The sequence below is a fragment of the Lysinibacillus sp. 1 U-2021 genome (assembly GCF_029916965.1).
In the GTDB taxonomy this organism is placed as follows: Bacteria; Bacillota; Bacilli; order Bacillales_A; family Planococcaceae; genus Lysinibacillus; species Lysinibacillus capsici.
In genome coordinates this window covers 1,557,999-1,580,963 of the sequence record NZ_CP123966.1, presented here as the reverse complement: position 1 = coordinate 1,580,963, position 22,965 = coordinate 1,557,999, and the positions used below count along the sequence as shown (strand labels likewise).

Sequence of the window (22,965 nt, the reverse complement as noted above, 5' to 3'; positions counted from 1 at the left end):
ACGGCTCACCTCACCTAATCCAATGTGCTTTTAATAATTGCTGGAAAATCGCATGTTGCAATCCATCTTCCACTTTCAATTGTAATTTTCGAACACCAAAGCGACGGCAAATGGCTTCAAATTCTTCTTCATGTAGTATGCGTCTTGCATGGTAGGACTCTAATACTTTAGAGGACATCGTCACATTCACATCATTACCTGTTTCACGATCAAGGAGACGTACATCACCCGAATAATTTGGTGACAGTTCTTCTTGCGTTACAATTTGCAAAATGCGAACATCTCCAGCATAGCGTGGTAGCCTTTTTAATAGCTGTTCCCATTCCTCAATTGGCTCTAATCCATCTGTAACAATGAATAATACGGTACTATCTTTAGGTAAAGCTTTAAGTGCATCCTTGGCAAAACGATTAGAGTAATTAGCTTCCTCTATATCTGTTACTAGCTGTAAAAAAGCTCGGCGATACATGGTACCCTTCCGTCGAAATGGTGGCTTCACTTCATCTTGGACAAAAGAAAAAGATAGACGATCATCTCGACCTAATACCATTAGACCGAGGGAGGCCACAATTTGACGAGCAAATAACCACTTAGCATGTTGCCCCATCGATTTGGTAGCATCTAGTAGAATATGTACACGCATCTCTTGCTCATCTAAAAACCTTTTTATAAAGTATTTATCTGTACGAGCAAAGACGTTCCAATCCACTTGGCGTACATCATCTCCTAAATGGTATTCTCGAAAATCCGAGAAATCAAGGGATGCCCCGAAGCGTTGAGAACGGTGCGAGCCCTTATGTTGCCCGCGTAGTTTGGAGGCCGTCGCTACTTGAAAGCGACTGATTTTCGCTAACCAGTCTTCGGGCAATAAGTATTTTGCTGTCACTTGCTAATACCTTGCTGAACTTTTTCTAAAATAACATCAATCACATCGTCTGCTGTTTTTCCTGAAGCCTCCCCTTCATAATTCAACAGCATGCGATGACGTAAAACAGGCTTAGCAACAGATTTAATATCCGCTACAGAAACATGAAAACGACCATTCATTAAAGCTCTTGCCTTTGCCAATTTGATTAAGCTCTGCAAACCACGTGGACCACTGCCATACATTGCATATTGTTTAACCTCATCAAGCGCATCTGTTCTCTCAGGATGCGTAGCCACTACTAGATCAGTTGCATACTCTAGCATTTCATCAGCAACCATCACTTCCTTTACCATTTGCTGAGCTTGAATGAGAGCATCTGTATCCATCTGTTTCTGTAAACCAATTTCCTGGGCACCTGTCGTTCGCTTCATAATTTCCATAAGTTCGCTTTTTTCTGGATAGGGTACAAGAATTTTACAAAGGAAACGGTCCATCTGTGCTTCTGGTAATGGGTATGTTCCTTCCATTTCAATAGGGTTTTGAGTTGCCAACACGAAAAATGGTCTCGCCATTTTTTTTGTATCCCCTAATATGGTTACCGTTTTTTCTCCCATTGCTTCCAACAAGGCACTTTGGGTTTTGGGTGTTGCGCGATTTATCTCATCAGCCAATACCATTTGACTAAAGATTGGCCCAGGTTGAAAGGTAAATTGCTGCTTCCCATCGGGTGTACGTTCAATCATGCTCGTACCTGTTATATCTGCTGGCATAAGATCTGGTGTAAATTGAATACGTGAAAACGACAGATCCAGTACCTCTGAAATGGTACGAATTAACATCGTTTTTCCTAAACCAGGTAAACCTTCTAACAATGCATGACCATCCGCTAATACTGCATACAGGGTATAATCAATTGCTTCTTCCTGTCCAACAATGAAGCGATGAATTTCTTCTTTAACTTGCTGTAATTTCGTACTCATATCTACATACTGTTGCTCTGTAAAGGCCATTTCTTTTCCTCCTACTGCGACTCAATTGACGTGAAATAAGATTGCACGACATTTTGTAAATCCTTCGGTAATTGTAAGCGCTCTGAACTCTCTAAATAGCTGTCTTTATAAGAGCCAATTACTTCTTCATAAGGTCGAATAGAACCTTTTGTTATCGGACCATTTCCTTGTTGCTCAGATACATGGGAACCATCTCCTAATGCGCCACCATCTACTGATGTCTCACTTGCCCCACCTATTCGATTCGGTGTCGTTAGCAAATTCCGACCGCCTTGGCCACTTCCTGCTCCTTGACCACCTTGTCCCTGACCTTGGCCTTGGCCCTGTCCTTGACCCTGTCCCTGTCCTTGGCCTTGACCTTGGCCTTGGCCTTGTCCCTGGCCTTGGCCTTGTCCCTGTCCTTGACCTTGTCCCTGCCCTTGACCATTGCTCTGGCTACTACCATTTTGCTGTTGAGAACCACTTTGAGCATTAGTTTGACTAGACTGGCTTTGTTGATTACTAGGTTGGGAATTACCAGATGACTGTTGACTGTTTTGATTGTGGCTGCTGGCATTATTGGCACTCGCAATTGCATTTTGTAAGGAGTTACTTGCTGGTTTACCAAGTTTACTCATAGCAGTTTGTGTGGCATTTGCATTTTCTGTCAGCCCTTGCTGCATTTGGGCAAGCTCTTTTAGCTGCTCAACCTCTTCCTTCGATAATCCTTGGCCTTCTGTTGTGCCATCTTGACTAGCCGTTTGTTTATCCTTTAATTGCTGCTCCTTTAATGCTAGCTCCTTTTGCTTTTTGACAACTTCTCGTAAAGCTTCTTCTGCTGTTTCAGCCTCTTTTAAAGTATTTTGAAGTTCTTGCAATTGCTCCTTTACTTCTTTTGTTTCCGCCTTCTTCTCTAATTCAGCAACTTCCTTCTTCATATCTTCGATAACTGCTTGCTCCTTTTCAACCTCTATTGCTTCAATTTGCGTAGCTGCTGGGAACATATAAAGAATGGCTAGTACAACTGTTGTAATAAATAATCCGATAAACGCCTTTGGACGAAATAGATTTTTCTTTCGAGCCTTAAAGTCTGCGAAAGCTTTTTCAGCATTTTGGATAGCTTTCGATAATAATGATTGAACAAGAGGATCCTGATCATCTTTAAATGATAAAGCTGTCACTAATTCATTATGTGAGAAATAATGATCCAGTTTATGCAATGCCTCTTTCTCTTTGACCCGTTCCCACCAAATATAAGCAATGGTTGCAATAATAACGGTAATAAAGGCTCCTAATGCTATTTGGCGATAATATGGCCAGACAAATAGTCGGGAAATAAGTACGAGAGAAGCACTCGAAAGCAATGCCAAAAACAAACCGTATTGTGCAATGGGAATGCTTCTTTCAAGAGTTAATCTCGATTTTGCACGCTGAATATATTTTCGTAATTGCTTACGACGCTCCATACCAATTCCTCCTCATCGGTTACTTTTCATGTTGGCACGCAATTTTTTAATCGCAATCGTTAAACAAAGCACAATGATGAATACATAAGCAATTAAATAAGTAATCCATACAGGTAGTTCTACTCCCGAAAGCTCTGCTAATGCATCCCCCATCTCTGGAGAAATAAGTGTCAGCATCAAGGCACCTGGATTAATAGATGCCCAGAAATAGGTCATAAAGGAGGCACCTGTTCCAATGGCATTGCCCATTTGATGAAAGGCCATTGTTAAAAAGAAGAAGAATGCTGTAATACCTCCTAAGAAAATGATTGAGCCGTATGTGGCAATCATGGCAACAATAGTCCTCTTAGTAATCGTAGAAAACATCACGCCTATACTACCTATTGCTACTACAGTGACTAAATAAAATAAAAATATAGAAATAAGCTGTGAAGGCGACACACCACCGAATAGAAACACTAGACTGTATAGTGGTAATCCTGCTACCAGCATCAATACTAGAAATGCTACGGAGGATAGTAATTTTCCAATAACAATTTGTGTAGAACTTTGTGTCGTTGTTAATAAAATATTTAATGTTTGCTTTTCGCGCTCACTACTGATAGCACCTGCAGTCAAACTTGGTGTAATGAAAAGAACTAATGCCATTTGCAAGATGGTTAGCACAGCAAACATCATAAAGCTTGTCTCTGGTCTAAAGAAGCCTCTGCCAGTAAATTCAGTTGTAAGCAATAAAAACCCTGCAATGAAAATACACAGTACAGCTAAATAAAACATTAAACCTGAAAAGCTTTTAAAAGAACGGAAGCGTAACTTCAATTCTTTAACAAGTACTGGATTATAAAATCTTTCCATCATTGATTGTCCGCTCCCTTCGTAATCGCCATAAAGACATCCTCTAAATCCTTCTCTTCTTCACTTAATGCATAGATTGGTAAATCTGTAAGCATAGCTTTTTTTAGCAATGCCACCTGCTCAGCATCTGTTCCTCGATAGTTAAAGGCTATTTCTAAACGACTTTCAATGACATCAATTGATGAAATATGCGGATCTTCCTCTAAAAACGCTCGTACTGCATCCAATTGATCTGTCACTTTTAATACAATACGCTTTTCTCCTTGTAGCTGGGCCTGAATCGCGGCTACATTTCCATGTGCAATTAATTTACCATTATCAATAACACCGATTTCATCACACATCTCAGCAAGTTCAGGCAAAATATGCGACGAAATTAAAATTGTTTTTCCCATAGACTTTAAATTTCGTAAAATATCTCGCATTTCCACACGAGCACGTGGATCTAGTCCTGAAGCAGGTTCATCTAGAATCAGTACCTTTGGATCATGGATAAGTGCACGAGCTAAACATAAGCGTTGCTTCATACCACGTGATAATAAATCAACATATTCATAGCGTTTACTTGATAAATTCACTAGTTCTAATAATTGTGGAATTAACACTTGACGCTCTGCTAATTGGATACCGTAGCTCGCTCCATAAAAATCTAAATATTCATCTACTTTTAACTGATCATATACACCAAAGAAATCGGGCATATAACCAATTTGCTTTCGAACTTCTTTAGGTTCCTTCACAACACTTTTGCCATTTATCAGAGCATCTCCTGAAGTCGGTGACAATAGGGTCGCTAAAATAGAGAATGTCGTTGATTTCCCTGCTCCATTTGCGCCAACAAATCCAAATACAACGCCTTCTTCTAAAGATAAGTTTAAATGATCTAATGCTGTAAAGGAGCCGTATCGTTTCGTTAAATCACGAATTTCAATCATTATTTTGCCACTCCTTTCAGCTCTATGTCTGGTAATTTCGTTTGTTCTCCTGATGGATCGGGACCATATTTGATTTCAATTCGAAGCTCTCCATCTTGATTAAAGTATGTTGAAACCTTGTCTGTAAACACTTGCTTTGTATCGACTAAAGGCTCATATATATTCGTTTCATTATTCCAAATGGATAGCTGCATACGTGAGACATCCTTATTAGAAATTGTCAGCTCATTAAGTGATTCAACGGCATCCATAAATTGATCTGGCATGGTCATCGTTACTTCGTACAACCCTTCAGATAGGTACCATTTATTCAATTCTTCCTCGATCTTTTCATAATAGCCATTTACTGATAGTGGCTCTACTGAATACGAGAAGTTATTACGCTTCATTGTAAATGGACCTGTTAGCTCAACTTTTCCTTTAAATGGTTGAACAAGCATCGTAATTGGTGACATATTGGCACTTGTTTCTAATTCAACTCCTACCACCGCTTGATCTGTCCAAGCTGTAAGTATTGGTTGGTTATCCTTTTCTACAAGCGGCAATGCTAAAGTTTTCATTCGTTCAATCCGCATTGGGTCTACCTCATCCTTTTTCGATGGGTAACTATAATTATAATTATTGAAAATAGATGGTTTTTGAAGAACCGTTGTTTTCAGTTCCTTATTTACCTGTAATGTTCCGTTTGCTTCAATATCACCTAGTTTTACTTCTTTCACACCCGAGATTAATGTGACATCTTTTAATGCAAACGGGAAATTATTTTTAACTGTTCCTGTTAGTTTTTCATTTTTCAGTGTTATATCTATATCCATCTTCCCGATATTTTGTGCTGATGTTTTTCCACCAAAGGATTGCACAGACCAGTAGCTTAAATCACGTAATGTTAGTGTTGAACCGCTAGCATTTTCTTTTATATAAGAAGATTCATGTAATGGCCCCATCGTGCCTGTGAAGTTATTATAATTTCTTAATGCAACGGCAGTTGTATTTTGGTCAGCATTGACCACAAAATCCCCACTGCGATTCGTTAGAATGGACTCTACATAATAGCCATTTACACTATTGTCTTCATTTACTTTATAGAATGCAGATTGTTGAACTTGTGGCTGTACAATACGATCCTTCGCTCCGACAATAAAGAGAACAATGGAAAGAACAACAGAGATGGACGGTATTATCCACCATGCATGCTCACGCTTGTCCGCTTTTTTCAAGATAAAATAAAGGATTGGCCCGATTATTAAAATATAAAGAATAATGACAATTAGCATATAGCTCACTGATACTTCGAAAGATGGAAATAGTTCATTAATGTTACGAAGCTCATAAGATATTTGATCGAGAGGAGATTGTCCCTGTCTCATCATTCCTTGCTGTGAAATACTTTGAATATTCATCACTTTGGCTAAAAGTGCTCCATAGCCGTCCATAGAAGCAAGTGGTTGATCACCTAAAGAGAAGGTTGTTTGAATCACTTCCCCGCTACCCACTTTTTTCTTTGCTGCTAACACTGCATTATTTTCTGTTAGTACAGGTAAACTTCCTTCACTACTAGTAGCTGCGTAAACTGAAATCGGCTGTGTAAAAATGCCGCCACCTGACAATTTAGTTAAAGCTTCTGCAGAAATCGCAGTCGTTTCTTGTGATAATGACAAAGGTAAATACTCTTTAAAAATCCCTGCTGTAGCATTGATTTGGTCAGCAGCACCTAGAAGTAAGGTACCACCATCCTGTACCCATTTTAGTAATGCTTCTTGTTGTTTCGGTGTTAAATCAGCAATAGCCACTTCATCTACAACAATGACATTGGCCATCGCAAGTCCCTGCGAGTCTTCTGGAAGTGTATAATCTTTTAATTGATTGATATTAAATACTTCCACATTACTTTGAGCTACAAATGTTGATAAACGTAATAGTGCTGAAAGTCGATCACTTTTATCTGTTAATGTATAAATGAATGTTGATGAGGGATCTAAAAAATTTGATTGCAGACGTTTAGTTCCCTTATAGGCAATCTTTTTTCCTTTTTCAATGTTTCCCTCATAAAAGGCAAATAAATCTGTGTCCGAGTAACTATAGTCAGCTAAACCATCAAGATAGAAAGTAAATGTCTTTTCCTCTCCTGCTGCTATATCTATTGGAACGACAAGGGCTGAAGCTGCCTCATAAGAATTTGATGAATTAATCGCCATATCTCCTGAGAAGTCAGCTCCATTATTTTTCACTGTAACTTGAAGTGGTACTACTGATTGATATTTCGCTTTACCAGAAACACCAGCTGTTGCTTTCACCTCTAGTGTAGCAGCAGCACTCGCCTGAGTTGTAGGCAAGATAAAGCTCATTACAAGCATGACTAGTAAGGTCAGTGCCGTCCATTTTGTCTTTTTCAAAAGCTCAACCCCTTTTTATGTAAATAGATGGTTACATAATTATACGATTTATATTGCATTTTGTTCCATTTCTTATGTTATCTTCATTAATATTCATAAACTCTTAAGAATTCTACAATGCAAAAAGGCAACTCCAAAACAACCTAGAGCTGCCTGATATTCTATTTAGTATAATCAAACAAACATCGTGCATGATCCTGCACTACTTCAACAAATGCCTCTACTTGTCTTAATTCAAAAGAGGATTCATAACCAATTAGCCAAGTATCGCGTGTAAGACCAAACTCTTTTTCATCATTTGATAGAGGAATTTTATGAATGGCATCATGGTCATTTAATGTAATAGAAGGTAAGATCGCATAACCGATCCCATTTAAAGCCATTTGCTTACAAATTTCAATTTGATCCACTAAAATTTGTTTTCTTGGATTTGAAGCAAAATGCTGCTGCCACCATTGTTGAATTTCTTGATAATAGTTGGAATCACTCTTATATTGAATAAATGGACGGTCTGTCTTTAACACATCTTCAATTGTTTTAACCTCTTTGTCCACCAAATAAAGAGTATCTCTGAAAAGGTGGATCTTTTCTCCTTTCCAGTCAACTTGGCCTCGTACAATACCTACATGTGCCTCGCCCTCATAAAGAGCTTTCACAATTTCAGAACTCCATCCCGTCATCAGTGATATTTTAGCCTCTGGATATTTGGACACAAAATCCTGCAAGATTTTTGGTAGCCAGTTCTGCCCAACAATGGATGCGCAAGCAATTTTCAATGTCCCGTTTACTTTTGTCGTTAAGGATTGAATCGTTTCAAAAATTTCTTCCTTTTTGGCTAGCATTTCCTTTGCATAAGCAATAACTTGTTCACCAGCAGGTGTCGCTGTTAAACCTTTTTGTGAGCGAATAAATAATTGTGCACCCCAGTCTTTCTCAATCGTTTGTAATCGTTGTGAAAGGGCTGGTTGGGATAAAAATAGACGTTCTGCTGCTTTCCGCATATTGCGTTCTTCAGCTAAGATTTTTAAAATTTCTGCCTCTGTTGCCATCAATCTGTAAACCTCCAATACAAGCAAAGAGGGCCTCATGATTTTCATCTGAGTTCCCTCTTAAGCTACTACTCTTTTTGATAAATATATTTTTTCAATTGCTTTAAAATAACACGTCTTGTTAATATCCCTGCGAATGTACCATCTTCGTCCACTACACATAAAAAGGCGTGGTTAATAACTAAATCCAAAGCACGCTGGAAAGTATCCGTCAGCTTTAATACAGCGATCTCTTTTTCCATAATAGAGTCAACCTTAATATCAGGTAGCTTTTCATATTCAATATGCTCAAGTCCAAGAATCGATTCGGTAATCATTTTCATGCTAAGTAAACCTTGAAGTCGATATTTCAAATCTAATACAGGTATGGACGAGTACCCTGTACGTGTTAGTACAAGGAGTGCATGTTCCGCACTATTTCCACTTTGTACATGCGCAACTTTTTCAGAGGAAATGATAAAATCACTAATTGGCATTGCTAATAAGTCTTTGCTGTTAGTTGAAATCATGAACTTCTTCTCCTTTTCTGTCCTCACTGTGTAGAACAGTCCTTCCCTTTCATCATATCACAACTTTTCTATGTATGACCATGACCAGGCCGAGAAGAGTTTTCATGAACAATGAATTATTTTAGCCTTTACAGCAAAAACTTAGAATATCTTCATCCAGTCAAGTTTTTCACGACCGAATGAAGATGGTTCTTAACTAATAGCCAGCCTTACTCCAGTAGTAAAAAATCATGATCCCTAAAAAAAGTAAAAAAATTGCATAGACCCAAACAATTGGGTTCAACATCGTTGCATATTCTTCAACCGTTTCTGAAATAGGGGTATCATTTTCAGATTTCCGTTCAGAAGTCATTTTAGCTATTTTTAACGTATAGACAAACGAAATAGCAGAAATGATCACAATGGCAATAATTGCTGGTATTAACCACATACCCATCGGCAAAACTCCTTTCTTTACCCTTAGTATGCGTCAACCCAGCTATTCGTTATGCAAACATTTTTAGAATGGATATTGATTGAGCCACTGCCCACCATCCAAAGTTACACATTCTCCATTCATATAACTTGCTTTGTTAGACATCATAAATGTAGCTAAATCAGCAATTTCTTCTGGTGTTCCTATTCGGCCTAGTGGAACAGAATCTAGTGTACGAGCTGCCGCTGCTTCTGATTCCCAAAGCTTATCGGCTCCACCAGTACGCTCGATTGGACCTGGTGCAATAGCATTAACCCGAATCCCATACTGTTTCCCCCACTCAACAGCTAGCGTTCTCGTCAATGATAGTACCCCTGCTTTTGCTGCAGCAGAATGGATCACACCTGCTCCTGCATTCCAAGCATACGTCGCTACCATATTTAATATAGATCCTTTGATCTTATGTTCAATCCAATACTTGCCTACTACTGAAGAGCAATAAAATGTACCATTTAATACAATATCTACGACAGCCTTCCAGCCGTTCGGTGATAAATCTTCTGCACGTACAATAAAGTTACCTGCTGCATTATTCACAAGCCCATCAACTTGACCAAATTTTTCAATAGCAAATGCGAGCATAGCCTCAGCATGCTCAGGTACTCGTACATCCATTTGGAATGTCTCAATTGAGGGGCCAGCCTCCGCTATAAATTTCTTTGCCTCTGCTAATCGTTCTTCGTTACGACCTGTTATGACAACATTAGCTCCCTCAGTCACGAACTGCTTTGCCATATACAGCCCCATGCCACTTGATCCACCCGTAATAATAATCGTCTTTCCTTGCAACATTCCATTTCCCCCTTTGTTAAAAATGAATGATGATTCACTAAAAGTTTACTATATATTCTCGGATATGTCATATTAATTCTATAGAATGCGAGTTTATTTTCTAAGAAAATATAAAAGAGCCATTCATTCGATTGAATAGCTCTCCAGTATCATTAAAACTCATACGTATAGGCAATTTTATATAGCTCCATTATCTCTTCTAAAGTGGGTATCTTCGGATTGTTACCAGGGCTTCCACTTGCAAGTGCATCCTCAGCCATTTTAGGAATGGCCTGATAGTAAGCATGCTCCTCGATTCCCCACTGCTTTAAATTGCCAATTTTCATATACTGACACATATCTTTAATGGACGTAATAGCAAGCTGCGCAAGCTCCTCTTGCGATAGACGTTCTTTTGTTTTATTAAAAAATTGTCCTAAATCTGCCAATCGATCTATACAAGCGTCTTTTGAATAGTCTAGTACAGCTGGTAAAAGCATCGCATTGGAGATGCCATGTGGTACGTGGAAAAGTGCCCCAATCGGACGAGACATTCCATGTACAAGGGCAACAGAAGCATTTGAAAATGACAGCCCTGCCTGCATCGAACCCAACGACATCGCTTCCCTAGCATCAACATCATCTCCATGTTCATAAACCCTTACGATGTTATTCACAATTAATTCCATAGCAGATAAGGCGAGCACATTCGAATAAGGGTGAGCTAAACGCGATAAATAGCTCTCAATGGCATGGCTCAATGCATCTATTCCAGTTGCTGCGGTAATTGCTGGAGGTGAAGTAATGGTTAATATAGGATCAACAATCGCTATAGTGGGCATAAAAGCTGGTTGCTTAATCATCATTTTCACATCACTTTTTGTATTGGTAATAACAGTGGCATCTGTTGCTTCAGAGCCTGTACCTGCTGTTGTTGGTATCGCAATGTGTGGAATTGGTGCATTAGCTGCAACCTTTGCCATTTTCATATAATCTCCTATGTAGCCGCCATTTGTAGCCACTACTGCAATCGCCTTCGCCGTATCAATACAGCTACCACCACCAACAGAAATAATGACATCACAGTTTTCTTTCTGTAAAAGCTGCAATCCCTCTGCTACATACGTATCATCTGGCTCAGTTGTCACCCCTATATATGAAACGACGTCTATCCCTTGGGTCTTTAACAGTGTATGGCATTTCTTGATAAGGCCTAAACTGTCCATAATTGGATCACTAATGATTAATGCCTTTGAACCTAGTTTTTTCGCATACTCTCCTACTTCTTCAAATGAATCTCGACCATATACAATCGTACCTGGTGAATGAACAGTAAAGATGGTTTTTGTTTGAATCATATTTTCCCTCCTAAGCTATTGAGCTGTATAGCCACCATCTAATAGAATGGCCTGGCCGGTTAACCCCTTTGCTACATCACTTGCTAAATATAATGCAAGTCCTGTAATTTCTGAGACATCAAGTAAACGTTTTTGCGGTACAAGTGGATATAACACTTGTTCAAGAACTTCTTCCACTTGAATTCCCCGTGTTTGTGCTAAATCCATAAACTGATTACGTACTAATTCCGTGTCAACATACCCTGGACAAATAGCATTTACCGTAATTCCCTCTGTCGCCACCTCTAGTGCCGTTACCTTAGTAAGCCCAATCACACCATGCTTTGCTGCATTATATCCTGCCTTCCCAGCAAACCCAATGACGCCATTGATGGAGGCCATATTGATAATACGACCAAATTGATTCTTCTTCATATGTGGTAACGCATACTTCATCGCCACAAAGGGAGCAACGACCATCACTTTTTGCATTGACTCAAAAATTTCTGTCTTAAAATCCTCAATAAGCGACACATGTTGAAATCCTGCATTATTGATTAAAATATCTAAGGTTGAGAATTTATGAATCGTAAAATCAATGGCTTCTCTTATGGCTTGTTCTTCTGTCACATCACATATATAGGAAGTTAAAGAGGGGTATTGTGCGACGGCTTCCTCAAGAAGCTGTTCATTTTTATCTGTTATTACAACATTAGCCTCTTGCTCAGCAAATGCTTGTGCCATAGCAAGACCAATACCACGAGCTGCCCCTGTAATAAAAACCGTTTTTCCTTGCATACTTCATCCCTCCTACATCCCTAATGAGAATAATATGATTGCAAGTATTGTACCTATGATAGGGATAATAACCGTCAAGGCTCCAAATGGCATATATGCATCCTTATGCTTTTCATTACATACTGAATTGATGGTTGTCACCACATATCCTCCGTGTGGCAATGAATCTAGCGAACCAGATGCTATAGCGATTGTCCGATGCAACGCTTCTGTATCTACACCCATCTCGATATAATGCGGTGCTAGTAAGGGCATTGCAATTGTTTGTCCCCCTGATGCTGAACCTGTTAAACCAGCAATAACCGCAATGGCTAAGGCTCCTCCAATTAGCGGACTGCCAGGGATATTGGTCATTACATCAACAGTTGCAACAAAGGATGGTGTTGCTTTTACTACCCCGCCAAAACCGACAACAGCCGCCGTATTTGCAATGGCAATAATAGCACCCATTGCACCTGCTGCTAATGTTGCACCAACTGACTTTGCATATTTGTAACTCACTAAATAAGCCACGATACAGCCACTAGTTAAGGCTACAATTAAAGCAGAGGTTCCAAGTGAATCATGGAAAATATAAGAAATGACTAAAACAACTAATAATGGTACAAGACTCAAAAGGGGACTCGGTAGCTTACGTGTTGCATCAGCTACTGGATCGGTAGAGCGCTCAATGAAAACTTCCCCCTTGTTAACAGCGCGTTTAATCATCCAATTCAGCCAAAGCGAGCCACCAACGGCCATAAAAATAGCCACGACAATACTAACTTGCCAACCTGCATATGGAGTTGTACCAAGATATGGAATTGGTATCCAATTTTGAATCTCAGGTGAGCCTGCTGATGTCATCGTAAATGTGACAGAACCTAGGCCCAGTGCAGCAGGAATAAAACGTCGTGGAAAGTTTGCTTGTTTAAATAAACTAATAGCCATTGGATAAACAGAAAAGGCTACGATAAAAACTGAAACACCACCATATGTGAGTACTGCTGCAGCTAAAACTACAGCATATGTGGCATATTTCACCCCTATTTTTTCTACAATCCATTTTGAGACACTATCTGCAGCGCCTGTATCCTCCATGACTTTACCGAAAATGGCACCCGCCATGAACATTAAATACCATGAACCAACAAATCCGGTGAACCCATCCATATAGCTCGTTAGAAAGTTTGCCTGATCTTTATCAGCTGTTTGAGGAAAAAATGCAAGACCGTTTGTTAAGGCTGCTAACAGCGCAGTTAACGGTGCTGAAATAAGTAGATTTACACCCTTCATTGTTAAATAAACTAATAATGCTAAACTACCAAAAAGACCAATATACGCTAACATTTACACCCCACCCATCCCCTTTTTTAGAAAAAGAGCTGTATAACTCTACAGCTCTAGGTTTTATTAGTCGTTATTGCTTGGGAATGCAAATGTGGATGCTGAAGAGGCATTACCAGCCATCCAACGCTCTGAAATTGTTTTAGTTTTTGTGAAGAATCGTGCTTGGTCTGGACCAAACATATGCCCCTCACCAAAACGAGAGCCTTTAAAGCCTGCAAAGTTATGGTAGCCAACAGGAATTGGAATTGGTACATTGACACCAACCATGCCAACATCAATTTCTGTTGTAAATTTTCGAGCTGCTAATCCATCATTCGTAAAGATTGTGACACCATTACCTAGCTCATGCTTATTTATTAGTGTAATAGCTTCCTCTAAGGAATCTACACGAACAACATTGCGAGCTGGACCAAATATTTCTTGCTCGTAAACTTCCATGCCTGGTTTTACATGATCTAATAATGTAGGCCCTACATAAAACCCTTTAGACTCTTTGACAATATCAAGTTCTCGTCCGTCACAAATTACTGAAGCTCCTTCGGCTTCCCCTCGATCAATTGCAGTAAGAATTGCTTCTTTTGATTGTTGAGAAATAACAGGGCCAAAATCTGAATCAGGATTTGTATAAGGGCCAACCTTCAGATTCGCGATTTTTTCCTTCAGAATCTCCACGAGACGATCTGCAGTATCCTTTCCTACAGGCATAATGGTAGATATCGCCATACAACGTTGTGAGGCTGCCCCATATGCTGCTCCAATAAAGGCATTGGCTACCTGTTCAAGGTCGGCATCAGGCATTACAACCATATTATTTTTACCCCCACCAAGCGCTGTAACACGCTTTCCATATTTTGATCCAGTTTCATAAATATATTTTGCAACTGGTGTTGATCCAACAAATGAAATCGCTTGCACAGCTGGGTTTTCTAAAAGTTCATTGACCGCATCTTTATCACCATTGATTACTGTCCAAATACCATCAGGCAATCCCGCCTTCTTCCAAAGCTCACTAACATACAATGCTGTCATTGGCACACGCTCTGATGCCTTTAAAACAACCGCATTTCCTACAGCAATGGCCATACTCGTTTGTGCTAGAGGCACCATGATAGGGAAGTTAAATGGAGAAATTGCTGCCACAATCCCTAATGGATATTTTGCAGAATAAGCATTTATTTGACCTCCAACATTTACAGAGTATTCTCCCTTCATTAAGTGTGGTGCACCAATGGCTAAGTCAACAGATTCAAGTCCTCGTGTAATTTCACCTTTAGCATCTTCAATCGTTTTACCGCTTTCAGTACAAATGATTTTTAATAGTTCCTCCATATTTTCAGTGATAAGGTTACGGAACTTTAGTACAATTTCTGCACGCTTAGCCACTGAAGTATCACGCCAAGCTGGAAATGCTGCTTGAGCTTGCTCGATTGCATCTTGTGTTTCTTCTATTGTTGCAAGGGGTACCTTAGCAATGACTTCACCTGTTGTTGGGTTAAATACCGAACCGAATCGGCCACTTTTTCCTTCAACCAATTTGCCACCAATAAAATGTGTTAATGTTTTAACCTCTTGTGCTGTTGTCATATCCATTTCCTCCTCTTAAAATTGTTCTAGTTTACATGTTTCCTTTAAGCTTAAATAAGCTGCAGACATATCTTTTTCTCCATAGCCCTGCTGAGCAATTTCACTATAAAGATCCACTAACTTTTCGCCGATTCGCAGCGATACGCCTGCTTCATCCGCCATTTCCTTAGCTAACTTCAAATCCTTTAATAGTAGATTTGTCGAAAAGCCTGGCTCATAATTATCATTTTTCATATATTCCAAATAATTACGTTCATAAATACGGCTTTGCCCATAACTATTGTTTAATACTTCATAGAGCGTGTCTGCCTGAATACCCATTTTTTCGCCAAGTACAATCGTTTCAGCGACTGCCTCTGTGTAAAAGCCAATCATTAAGTTATTGAGTAATTTAATTCGCGTTCCTATACTTGAAGATGTGCCCAAATGATAAATATTTTTACCGACTATTCTGAATATTTCGCTAGCACTTATATAATCATCTGTGTCACCACCAACCATAATAGTTAATGTCGCATTGATAGCCCCTATGACACCCCCACTGACAGGTGCTCCCAAATAACGTAATCCCGAAGCTATAGCTTCTGTATGTAACGTATCATTCAATTCGGGATTAACAGTACTAAAATCAATCAGTAGGCACCCTTTCTTTGCATGTTGTAAAATTCCTTGCTCTGACTGATAAACCCATTCTACAACCTGAGGGGTAGGCAAGCTTGTCATAATAACATCACATTGCTTCGCGATATCCAGAGCTGTCTCAAGGGCGAAACCACCTGCAGCTGTGAATTGTTCCATTGCTTTCGTATTCGTATCGAAACCATATACCTGATAATCTGCTTTTAATAAGTTAATAGCCATCGGTAAACCCATATTTCCTAAGCCAATAAAGCCTAATTTTTCCTTCATTGTGACCTCCCCATTCCTTGAAAATACAACAGAAAACTTGATGATCTACTAGCCAACTTTCATTTTTTAAAGTAACATTAATAACGAGATAATCTCATTGACTGCAGTCATTGACTTCGGTCATTTAAATCATAATCAATCGAAATCCATCTCGTCAATTAAAAAACTAATATTTTCAGAATATTTTTTACAAAAGATATTTTACAATATTTTATATAGGAGGTATTAGCTGCTAATGGAAACGCTCACAAGCAGACAGAAAAAGGCATTAGAAACACGTGAAAAATTATTGAAAACTTCTTTAGCTTTATTTAACAAGCATGGTTATGAACATGTTTCTGTTGAACAAATTACGAAGGCATGTAATGTTTCAAAGGGGACATTTTATACACATTTTCCATCTAAATATGATGTTATTTTAGAAAAATTTAAGGAGCTTGATAATTTTTATCGTACAGTTGAAAAAAATATTGATTCCACATTACCAGCAAGTGAAAAAATACTATTAGTGTATCAAGAGCAAATGAACTATTTAACAAATATTGTGGGAAAGGATTTATTACGTACAGTGTATACGGCTGCTATGACAAACCAAGTAGAACAGGATCATTATTTAATCAATCCACAACGTAAGATTTTTCAGATAATGAACACATATATCGAGGAAGGTATTCAACAAGGAGAATTTAGACAAGATGTTTCTGCTACTACCATACAAACACTTATTCAGCGCTGTATGCGTGCCAATGTCTATGATTGGTTAATACATAGTGAAGACTTTGACCTAGCCTCTGAGATGGGGCAATTTACAGCAATTGTCTTAAACGGTCTTAAAAACGGCAAATAAAAAAGTAGCACTTCATCTATTTTGTGATGAAAGTGCTACCGTTTTCTAGCTTACAAAATATTGTTGTACAATTGTTTCAACTGGTAATGGTTTATTATACAAATAGCCTTGCCCTTTTTGACAACGATGGCGTTTGAGAAAATCGACTTGTATTGGTTCTTCAATTCCCTCAGCAATGACCTCTAATCCTAAATTATGAGACATCGAAATGATGGCTTTTATGATGGCTTCATTTTTATCATCCTTTGCTATATCTGCAATAAATGACTGATCAATTTTAATAATATCAATCGGATAACGCTTGAGATAACTTAATGAGGAATAGCCTGTCCCAAAATCATCCACAGACACATAAACACCTAATTGCTTCAGTTCTGTAAGAATCGAAAATGTTTCATGAACATTTGTCATAGAACTTTCAGTAATTTCTACTTCTAACAATTCAGGTGGTACACCATATGTCTTTAAAGCTGTTTTAATTTTTCGGGCAAAATTTTCTTTTCTAAACTGTTTTGGGGATATATTGACTGCAATCCGTACAGGACGATATCCCTTCGATTGCCATTCTTTTTGGTAACGGCATACCTCATCAATAATCCAATCACCGATTTCAATAATCAACCCTGAGGCTTCCGCAATAGGAATAAATTGTGCTGGTGAGACAAAACCAAATTTACGGTTATTCCATCGTAATAATGCTTCAAAGCTATCGATGCTATTATTTGCTAAATCCATTTGCGGTTGAAGATGGAGACTTAGCTCATTAAATTCAATTGCTCGACGTAAATGTGCCTCCATCAATGCTTCGTTTGGAAAAATGGCCGTCATATCTTCACGGTAGTAGCGGTAATGTGAACGACCATGTTCTTTGACAGAAAATAAAGCTTTATCTGCTTTCCGTACAAGTGTCTCGATATCTTTACCATCTGCTGGGCTAAGTGAAATCCCAATCGATACGCTAATAAAATATTCCTGTCCATCTATCATAAATGGCTGTTTTAATACGTCCATAATCAAGTTTGCAGTTCGTTCAATTTTTTGGATGGTTGCATCTTTTAGCACAAAAATAAACTCGTCACTATTATATCGATATAGCGAACACTTTGAGTAGCAAAGCTCCCGTAACCTATGACTAAACATACGCATCAAATCATCTCCCTTGCTCTCTCCAAGGGATTCATTAAACTTTTTAAAACGGTCAATGTCAACTAAAATAAGAGCTGCTTGCTTATGCTCTTGCTTTTTATCATTTAAATGCTGTAGCCAATGCTCCTTAAAAGCTTTTCGATTCCAAATACCTGTTAATTCATCCATTAGTGCTAGGTAATAGAATGCTTCATGATCATTCATAAATGAATTAGCATCTTTAACAAATAGGTGGACACCCACAACTTCACCATTATAATAGGTTGGATGCGTTCTTAAATAAAAGGGCTCCTTACTTAGTAAATCACCTTTCAATAAGCATTTAGGCATGCCAAACGCTGAACCTTCGATTGTTTTGGTAAATAATAGTTTAAATTCATTGAGATATTTACTTTCTAGTAATGAAAAAATATCTAGTCCAATTAGACTGTTCTGCTCTCTCGATAGTGTAGCAGTAGCAGCAATATTTTGATGAATTATTCGACCTTGTAAATCTGTCGTTAACACTGGACTTATATGTTGTTCAATGAACTGTAAATAGGGATTTTCTTCAAATGATGTCGCTCGAAGAATAATGGCAACTATTGATTCAGAAAAGTGCTGAACATGAAGCACAAATGTTTTCTCTTGAAGACCGTTACCTAATTTAAGAGTATGCTGTTTATTGATTTCTTCAATTAGAAATCCCGACAATTGCAGCCAGCATTGCTTAGTAAAAAAGTTCTCAGCGTTTTTGGCTGTTATATCCTCCAACTCAATCATTGACGATAGCTTTTCATTAAATTCAACGACCTCAAACACTGTCTTATCAACTTGTCTCAAACAAATGATTGCATCAAATGGATTTAGTTGCATGAGCTGTTGATATTCTGCAAATGGCGCTACATTTTCTCTACATTTTTTCATTCTATCCCTCACTAAGTAGCGTGTTTGCTCTATTCTTCGTCTAGCGTAGGCTTTAATGCATCCTTCAAGAAAATTTCCTGGCTATTTAATGGATCTTCGCTACGATCAAACTCTTTATAATGATACTTACCATTAGAGTCTTGAATACGGGCTTTGGCAGTATCCATTAATTGTGCATTCATTATGTCAATAATACGAGTTTTTGCTTCACTTGCATATACAGGGAATAAAATTTCTACACGTTTAATCATATTGCGTGTCATCATATCCGCAGAGGATAAATATACTTTATTTTCCCCATTATGATGGAACCAATAAATACGAGAGTGCTCAAGGAAACGACCAACAATACTTGTTACGGTAATGTTTTCACTAATACCTGGGATTCCTGGTCTAATACAGCATATACCACGAATAATAAGTTCGACCTTTACACCAGCAATTGATGCCTCATAAAGCTTCATCATTAAATCTTTGTCTGTCAATGAATTCATTTTTGCACGAATAAAACCATTTCCATATTTTTTATGACAGGCAATTTCCTCATCCATTAAACGAATAAATTCATCTCGTATATCAAATGGAGCAACGACTAAATGATTAAAGGTTGGCTTTTCTGTATAGCCACTTAAGTAGTTAAAGAAATTTGTCGCATCAATGCCAAACTCTTTATCTGTCGTTATTATGCCCATATCCGTATAGATTTTTGCAGTAGCATCATTATAATTTCCTGTACCCAAGTGGACAAAACGTTCAATTTTGCCGTTACGACGACTAACGACTAGCGTGATTTTTGAGTGTGTTTTTAAATTATTCATCCCATAAATCACAAGACAACCTGCTTGTTCTAATTGTTTTGCCCAGTGCACATTGTTTTCTTCATCGAAGCGAGCCTTTAGCTCCACTAATACCGTTACTTGTTTACCGTTTTCAGCGGCAAGCTTTAACGCTTGAATAATCGGTGAATTCCCACTTACTCGATATAATGTCTGTTTTATAGCCAGCACATTCGGGTTGACAGCGGCCTCAGAAATAAAATCAACAATAGGGGCAAAAGATTCATATGGATGATGGAAAAATATATCCTGTTGAAGTGCTTTTTCAAAAATATTTTCGTCAGACTGTAAATCTAAAGGTGGCTGTGGGATAAAGCTTTCATATTCTAAATGCTCACGACCTACTGAAATACCTTTCACAAAAGAGAACATAAACGTTAAATCCAAAGGACCATCAATATGGAATACATCAGATTCTTCTATTTCGAATTCATCTAGTAAGTATTGCAGCACTTCCTCGTTCATTTCTCCAACTCGAACTTCTAAACGGCTTCCTAGACCCCATTTTCGCTTTTTCAGCTCTTTTTCGATCTCCACAAGAAGATCTCGAGCCCCTTCTTCATGGATAGTTAAATCTGCATTTCTTGTTAAGCGGAAGGCTTGTGCTGATTTTACGCTATAGCCATAAAACAGCTTTTCAATATGCGCTACTATCACATCCTCCAATAAAACTACAACTGTCTTTCCTTCTTCGGACGGTACTTTTATATAGCGATCTAACACAGATGGAACCTGGACAATCGCCACTTTTTCACGACTTTCAAGATCTGACTCATCCTGCTCTAACAGCACTAGTAAATTCAAAGTTTTACCAAGTAAAGTTGGGAAAGGACGATAGGCATCCACTGCAACAGGTGTTAAAACAGGGAAGATAGTTTCTGCAAACATTTCATTGATAAATGATTTTTGCTTGCTATTTAAATCTTTCATATCCGCAATATGTACATTTTGTTGAGGTAGTAAATCATAGATTAAATGTCTATATACCTCAGTTTGTCGTCGCACTAATGCTTGTGTGCGTTCTGCTATTTTGGCCAACTGTTCCTTCGGCGTTAAGCCAGATTTGTTTTCAGGCTTATGAAAACCAGCACGTACCTGATCCTGTAAGCCTGCCACACGTACCATAAAAAATTCATCTAGATTGGAACTAAATATAGCTAAAAATTTTAAACGCTCGAGCAGAGGATTATTAATATCCTCTGCTTCCTCTAGCACTCGCTCATTAAAGGCAAGCCAGCTTAATTCACGATTATTATAATATTGAGGCTTTGCAATTTCCTCTAACAATAGATTGTAGTTTTCGGAAAATTCTTCCCCATGTAGCTCGTTTTTCGTTACTTCAGTTGTCATCCATTGTTCCACCCTTCTTCAATAAAATTGATCTTCATTGGGATTTTTAATGCACGTTCTAAATGCTTTCTATGTCGATTGGCTTGATACTTTTCAGCCGCGGCATTTTTTTTTACATAAATATTAAGCTGAACATGATCTTCTTCGGTGTGCATTTCAATAGCATGTACTATGTTGCGTTTTGAAACATTTAATGCATAGACAAATTTTAATAGCGCTCCGAAATCTCTTATTTTACGAAGTTCCTCCCGACTCATCCATGTAGCAAATGGAGCAGCAAATCGTTCGAAATAATCTTTATTTTTATAAGAGGCAAGAAGTGCTAGTTTTACTCGTTCTAAATGATTTAAACCATCAATAGATTGATTCGCAATTAAATAAAAAGTATGTTGGCTTGAAGAGCTTAATTCGATATACTCTCCTATATTAAAAACCTTCGCCGCTTTTGCCAATAAATGCAAATCATCTGGATGATATTGCAAATAGCCTAAATGACAACATTCACGATACAATTGGTCTGCTAAATGCATTAAATAATCTACTTCCATTTCACTCCGACCATACTGCCGTGCTAAGCTTCTAGCATTTCCTTCAAAGACATTATATTTATCAAATGCCTGCGTATCTGTTTGCAAAATCCGTTCAATAATGAGTCCCTCACGTAAACCTCGCTTTGTCAGTTGGAAAGTCTCACTACCAACTACCTCCATCAACACTTTAAATACCTCTAATGCGGGAACAATGATATCTGCACGGTCCGATGAGAGACCATCCAATTGTTTCAATTCCTGAAAGCTTAATTGCCCTAAAAATAAGCTTAAATCATCCAAATTTTCCTTTGTCATTTCATAACCATGAACGCTGGCAATAGGGTAATCATGCTTTTGCTGATGTATTTGAGCAATATTCCGCGCACTACCACCAATTGCGATAATAGGTAGCGCAACATTTTTTATCCAAGGGAGTGTTTGGAACTGCTCTTTGACAAAGGTAAGAAGCTCTTTTTTCTCACTACTATTGATAATGTCACCTTTTACAAAACGTTGCTTTAAAGAAACTGTCCCAAAAGGAAAACTATGTGATTGCTGAATTTCTTTATTTTCAAACAGCGTAATTTCGGTACTACCCCCACCGATATCGATCGTTACGGCCGATTTCGTACCCATGGAGTAGGCAACAGCAACGTAGCCAAAATAGGCTTCTTCCTCTTCTGATAAAAGCTCTATTTGGATACCAGTCCGTTCTTTCATTTCCTCTATAATTTTGTCTCGATTAGTGGCTTGTCGAATAGCCGCAGTCGCCGCAGCTTTTACATCTGTTACTTCAAAATCCTCAAGCATGGCTTTAAATGTTAATAAAGTTTCTGATAACACTTGAATACCTTCATCAGACATCTCTCCTGAGGGCTGTAAATATGTACGCAATCGTGCTACCGTTTTAATATTTCCAAGCTCACGAAGTCCCTCTTCATTAGCATATTGATATAATACTAATCGGATCGTATTGGAGCCGATATCAATAATAGCTGTTTTTAATTCATTCAAATAATCACATCCTTCAAGCATCTACCATTTATTTTGTTCATATTATTTGGACATATACAAAAAATCGGA

At 38.3% G+C, this 22,965-nt stretch carries 19 protein-coding genes; 1 reads left to right on the top strand and 18 read right to left on the bottom strand.

The window, feature by feature from the left end; genetic code table 11:
- Positions 1 to 10: 10 nt before the first annotated feature.
- From QH639_RS08120 to QH639_RS08050, 15 genes are all read right to left on the bottom strand, one after another.
- Positions 11 to 886, bottom strand: coding sequence for a DUF58 domain-containing protein (locus QH639_RS08120; RefSeq protein ID WP_066037221.1), 876 nt, complete (start codon positions 884 to 886; stop codon positions 11 to 13).
- On the bottom strand, positions 883 to 1,878 hold the full coding sequence (locus QH639_RS08115) for an AAA family ATPase (protein ID WP_048391973.1): 996 nt from the start codon (positions 1,876 to 1,878) through the stop codon (positions 883 to 885). Before QH639_RS08115 ends, QH639_RS08120 begins: the two co-directional genes overlap by 4 nt.
- Positions 1,879 to 1,889: 11 nt before the next feature.
- Positions 1,890 to 3,323: a hypothetical protein gene (locus tag QH639_RS08110; RefSeq protein WP_281115945.1), complete on the bottom strand. Its 1,434-nt coding sequence runs from the start codon at positions 3,321 to 3,323 to the stop codon at positions 1,890 to 1,892.
- A gap of 12 nt (positions 3,324 to 3,335) precedes the next feature.
- Positions 3,336 to 4,181 carry an ABC transporter permease gene (locus QH639_RS08105; protein WP_103117519.1) on the bottom strand — a complete coding sequence of 282 codons (846 nt, stop codon included), beginning with the start codon at positions 4,179 to 4,181 and terminating at the stop codon, positions 3,336 to 3,338.
- Positions 4,178 to 5,113, bottom strand: a complete 936-nt coding sequence (locus tag QH639_RS08100) for an ABC transporter ATP-binding protein (RefSeq protein WP_131521688.1) — start codon at positions 5,111 to 5,113, stop codon at positions 4,178 to 4,180. The genes QH639_RS08105 and QH639_RS08100 overlap by 4 nt, the downstream gene beginning before the upstream one ends.
- Complete coding sequence (locus tag QH639_RS08095) at positions 5,113 to 7,506, bottom strand: DUF7408 domain-containing protein (protein ID WP_281115944.1); 2,394 nt, start codon at positions 7,504 to 7,506, stop codon at positions 5,113 to 5,115. Before QH639_RS08095 ends, QH639_RS08100 begins: the two co-directional genes overlap by 1 nt.
- A 161-nt stretch (positions 7,507 to 7,667) precedes the next feature.
- Positions 7,668 to 8,555, bottom strand: a complete 888-nt coding sequence (locus QH639_RS08090; RefSeq protein ID WP_112117431.1) for a transcriptional regulator CcpC — start codon at positions 8,553 to 8,555, stop codon at positions 7,668 to 7,670.
- A gap of 68 nt (positions 8,556 to 8,623) precedes the next feature.
- Positions 8,624 to 9,064, bottom strand: coding sequence for a cyclic-di-AMP-binding protein CbpB (cbpB, locus tag QH639_RS08085; RefSeq protein WP_004224640.1), 441 nt, complete (start codon positions 9,062 to 9,064; stop codon positions 8,624 to 8,626).
- 196 nt (positions 9,065 to 9,260) lie between these two features.
- Complete coding sequence (locus QH639_RS08080) at positions 9,261 to 9,500, bottom strand: hypothetical protein (protein ID WP_048391979.1); 240 nt, start codon at positions 9,498 to 9,500, stop codon at positions 9,261 to 9,263.
- A gap of 63 nt (positions 9,501 to 9,563) precedes the next feature.
- A complete protein-coding gene (gene fadH / locus QH639_RS08075) occupies positions 9,564 to 10,331 on the bottom strand; it encodes a 2,4-dienoyl-CoA reductase (protein WP_036075751.1) in 768 nt (255 codons plus the stop codon).
- Positions 10,332 to 10,483: 152 nt separating this feature from the next.
- Entirely contained in the window at positions 10,484 to 11,668 is a 1,185-nt protein-coding gene (locus QH639_RS08070) for an iron-containing alcohol dehydrogenase (protein WP_281115943.1), read from the bottom strand.
- 15 nt (positions 11,669 to 11,683) lie between these two features.
- A complete protein-coding gene (locus QH639_RS08065; protein WP_281115942.1) occupies positions 11,684 to 12,445 on the bottom strand; it encodes a 3-hydroxybutyrate dehydrogenase in 762 nt (253 codons plus the stop codon).
- A 12-nt stretch (positions 12,446 to 12,457) separates the two neighbouring features.
- Complete coding sequence (locus QH639_RS08060; RefSeq protein WP_131521692.1) at positions 12,458 to 13,774, bottom strand: GntP family permease; 1,317 nt, start codon at positions 13,772 to 13,774, stop codon at positions 12,458 to 12,460.
- 63 nt (positions 13,775 to 13,837) lie between these two features.
- A complete protein-coding gene (locus QH639_RS08055; protein ID WP_259419908.1) occupies positions 13,838 to 15,358 on the bottom strand; it encodes a CoA-acylating methylmalonate-semialdehyde dehydrogenase in 1,521 nt (506 codons plus the stop codon).
- A 15-nt stretch (positions 15,359 to 15,373) separates the two neighbouring features.
- Positions 15,374 to 16,267: an NAD(P)-dependent oxidoreductase gene (locus QH639_RS08050; RefSeq protein ID WP_131521694.1), complete on the bottom strand. Its 894-nt coding sequence runs from the start codon at positions 16,265 to 16,267 to the stop codon at positions 15,374 to 15,376.
- A gap of 235 nt (positions 16,268 to 16,502) precedes the next feature.
- Between QH639_RS08050 and QH639_RS08045 the strand changes: the two genes are divergently transcribed.
- Positions 16,503 to 17,114 (top strand): TetR/AcrR family transcriptional regulator, encoded by a 612-nt coding sequence (locus tag QH639_RS08045; protein ID WP_131521695.1) that lies wholly within the window; start codon positions 16,503 to 16,505, stop codon positions 17,112 to 17,114.
- A gap of 45 nt (positions 17,115 to 17,159) precedes the next feature.
- Here QH639_RS08045 and QH639_RS08040 read toward each other — a convergent pair whose 3' ends face one another.
- Genes QH639_RS08040 through QH639_RS08030 form a run of 3 tightly spaced genes read right to left on the bottom strand, consistent with a single transcriptional unit; the run spans position 17,160 to position 22,896 of the window.
- A complete protein-coding gene (locus QH639_RS08040) occupies positions 17,160 to 19,166 on the bottom strand; it encodes a GGDEF and EAL domain-containing protein (RefSeq protein WP_259419909.1) in 2,007 nt (668 codons plus the stop codon).
- A gap of 29 nt (positions 19,167 to 19,195) precedes the next feature.
- Entirely contained in the window at positions 19,196 to 21,352 is a 2,157-nt protein-coding gene (locus QH639_RS08035) for an RNA degradosome polyphosphate kinase (protein WP_237899420.1), read from the bottom strand.
- A complete protein-coding gene (locus tag QH639_RS08030; protein WP_281115941.1) occupies positions 21,349 to 22,896 on the bottom strand; it encodes a Ppx/GppA family phosphatase in 1,548 nt (515 codons plus the stop codon). The genes QH639_RS08035 and QH639_RS08030 overlap by 4 nt, the downstream gene beginning before the upstream one ends.
- Positions 22,897 to 22,965 lie beyond the last annotated feature (69 nt).

Coding starts and splice junctions, on each gene's coding strand:
- QH639_RS08065 (WP_281115942.1), bottom strand. CDS start 12,445: ATGCAAGGAAAAACGGTTTTTATTACAGGGGCAGCTCGTGGTATTGGT.
- QH639_RS08060 (WP_131521692.1), bottom strand. CDS start 13,774: ATGTTAGCGTATATTGGTCTTTTTGGTAGTTTAGCATTATTAGTTTAT.
- QH639_RS08080 (WP_048391979.1), bottom strand. CDS start 9,500: ATGGGTATGTGGTTAATACCAGCAATTATTGCCATTGTGATCATTTCT.
- QH639_RS08090 (WP_112117431.1), bottom strand. CDS start 8,555: ATGGCAACAGAGGCAGAAATTTTAAAAATCTTAGCTGAAGAACGCAAT.
- QH639_RS08050 (WP_131521694.1), bottom strand. CDS start 16,267: ATGAAGGAAAAATTAGGCTTTATTGGCTTAGGAAATATGGGTTTACCG.
- QH639_RS08035 (WP_237899420.1), bottom strand. CDS start 21,352: ATGACAACTGAAGTAACGAAAAACGAGCTACATGGGGAAGAATTTTCC.
- QH639_RS08100 (WP_131521688.1), bottom strand. CDS start 5,113: ATGATTGAAATTCGTGATTTAACGAAACGATACGGCTCCTTTACAGCA.
- QH639_RS08110 (WP_281115945.1), bottom strand. CDS start 3,323: ATGGAGCGTCGTAAGCAATTACGAAAATATATTCAGCGTGCAAAATCG.
- QH639_RS08115 (WP_048391973.1), bottom strand. CDS start 1,878: ATGGCCTTTACAGAGCAACAGTATGTAGATATGAGTACGAAATTACAG.
- fadH (WP_036075751.1), bottom strand. CDS start 10,331: ATGTTGCAAGGAAAGACGATTATTATTACGGGTGGATCAAGTGGCATG.
- QH639_RS08070 (WP_281115943.1), bottom strand. CDS start 11,668: ATGATTCAAACAAAAACCATCTTTACTGTTCATTCACCAGGTACGATT.
- cbpB (WP_004224640.1), bottom strand. CDS start 9,064: ATGATTTCAACTAACAGCAAAGACTTATTAGCAATGCCAATTAGTGAT.
- QH639_RS08045 (WP_131521695.1), top strand. CDS start 16,503: ATGGAAACGCTCACAAGCAGACAGAAAAAGGCATTAGAAACACGTGAA.
- QH639_RS08055 (WP_259419908.1), bottom strand. CDS start 15,358: ATGACAACAGCACAAGAGGTTAAAACATTAACACATTTTATTGGTGGC.
- QH639_RS08105 (WP_103117519.1), bottom strand. CDS start 4,181: ATGATGGAAAGATTTTATAATCCAGTACTTGTTAAAGAATTGAAGTTA.
- QH639_RS08040 (WP_259419909.1), bottom strand. CDS start 19,166: ATGAAAAAATGTAGAGAAAATGTAGCGCCATTTGCAGAATATCAACAG.